General features: G+C 41.8%; 2 protein-coding genes and 1 pseudogene. All 3 read left to right on the forward strand.

Features of this window, described 5'->3' with window-relative positions:
* A pseudogene (locus ACFIL2_RS06525) lies at positions 1–1,226 on the forward strand (hypothetical protein); the annotation flags it as partial.
* A complete protein-coding gene (locus ACFIL2_RS06530) occupies positions 1,223–1,627 on the forward strand; it encodes a hypothetical protein (protein WP_375680082.1) in 405 nt (134 codons plus the stop codon). The pseudogene ACFIL2_RS06525 and the gene ACFIL2_RS06530, both read left to right, overlap by 4 nt.
* Entirely contained in the window at positions 1,615–1,743 is a 129-nt protein-coding gene (locus tag ACFIL2_RS06535; RefSeq protein WP_375680083.1) for a hypothetical protein, read from the forward strand. Before ACFIL2_RS06530 ends, ACFIL2_RS06535 begins: the two co-directional genes overlap by 13 nt.
* Positions 1,744–1,853 lie beyond the last annotated feature (110 nt).

A 1,853-nucleotide genomic window follows, 5' to 3' on the forward strand; every position in this document is an offset into this window, starting at 1 on the left:
GGATGGTACAGCCACAACCAATATTTCCTTGAACAAGGATAAATCCTCTAGTGATTATCATAGTGTTGTGGAACAATCAGGTATCAAAGCGGGTGATGGTGGTTTTAAGATCAACGTTAAAGATAAAACAACGCTGACCGGAGGACTTATTTCCAGCACAGCCTCGGCGGACAAAAACAGCCTGACCACAGGAAGCATTAGTACCAGTGATATCAGCAACGGTGCGCATGCTCAAGCTAGCAGCCAAGGTTTAAGCATTTCGGCGGGTGGTCCGATGTATCAGGGCAAATATGGTGTCGGGAAAAACATTGCTAAAAATGTCTTAGATCATTCAAAAGCTAAAGATTTAGAGGAAGGATATACCAAATCTGCTATCAGCAATGGCACCATTGTCATTACTGATGAAGCAGGGCAGAAGGCGTTGACGGGGCAAGATGTTGAGCAAGCCATAGCCTCCCTTAATCGGGATACTGCTAGCGCCCATAAGGGTGTACAACAGCTCGATGTAGGCAAGCTGGAACAAATCGTCCATGAAAATCGTGAAATGGCAACGCAATTGTTGGAAGAAGGATTTAAATACAGTGATGACTCCTATAAAACCATGTTTATCAAAGAGCACCCCATTGCCGTGGTCGACCGTGATGAAAATGGCAATATACTCTATGAAATAGATGCAAATGGGGTACCTATAAGAGACGCTCGTGGACAACCAATACCTCACGCACATTATTTAACGGATGAAGAAAAGCAGCATTTACAAGAGGGTGCTGATGGCAAAGTGCATGTGTCCTTTAATGGCATCTTTACTCCACCAGAGGAAGCCGCTGTTTATGCGGTTCAACATGCGAAGGATAAAAATGCACCGCTTTATTTTGTGGTGTTCCCAGAAGCCGATTCTGCTATTTCAGAACTTCTGGTCGCAGGCTATCAGAAGTTTATGGAAAATAACTTTTGGGGTTTGACCAATTCCACACAAGAAGCAAAAAATCTGATGTCTCGCTATGGTAACACGGGATTGGAAGAGTATGGCCATAGTCGCGGGACAATGACATTGGGGAATATGCTGAATTCTTTNCAGTAACGTTTGGACAGAATGGTGGAGAGTGATCATGAATCCCATAAGCTCCCATACTTGTCTTGGAGATGCAGGTTATAAATGTAGATATGATTATGGTTCATCTCATCGTGAACAATTTCCTTTAAGTAAATCATGGAGTAAAAAATGAAACACATCGTAAAATTATTAAGTGCTGTAACTTTGTTAAGTATAGCAGGATGTCAGTTTAATAAACCTCCTTCAGGATATTTGACTGCTTGGGAGAAACCGGGAGCAGATTTTACTGAGGTAGGAAAAGGCTTGTTAGAATGTGGTATGCCAACCCCTTATGATAAGGATCCAGAAAGCAGCAAGCTCAGTAATAATGCAATAGCAACAATTCATGCTTGTATGGTTCAATCAGGATTCCGCTATAAAGATGAAAGGGGGGGGGGATGGTGTGTAAACCATAAAGCTGAAAACTTGCCCATTTGTCGTCCAGGCGCTGTTGTTCCACAGCGCAGTGTCAAGAAGCGCTTGAACAGCCCTTTTTGTAAAAAATATAAAAACGCACCTGAATGCTATCCTTAAGTTTTGCTATTGGTGATGATCAACAATCTGCCATCCTTGCCTTTGCTTGGAATGGCGGGATTGTTTTCTTAACCAATCATCTCAATATTGTTCACCGTTGTTTTAAGCAGCGGTGACAGAAAATATAAACAGGCTTGCGAGCTTGTTTTATTGTAAATAAATCCATTGAAAGAGGGGAATAATGAAGAAAATCTTAAAACTGTTGAGTTGTATAGCTCTGTTAAGT

It is taken from the genome of Bartonella sp. AP30XZML (assembly GCF_042195945.1).
Classification (GTDB): domain Bacteria; phylum Pseudomonadota; class Alphaproteobacteria; order Rhizobiales; family Rhizobiaceae; genus Bartonella.

Bases quoted from the DNA above. Each gene is read 5' to 3' on its own strand.
- ACFIL2_RS06530 (WP_375680082.1), top strand. From the start codon at position 1,223: ATGAAACACATCGTAAAATTATTAAGTGCTGTAACTTTGTTAAGTATA.
- ACFIL2_RS06535 (WP_375680083.1), top strand. From the start codon at position 1,615: ATGCTATCCTTAAGTTTTGCTATTGGTGATGATCAACAATCTGCCATC.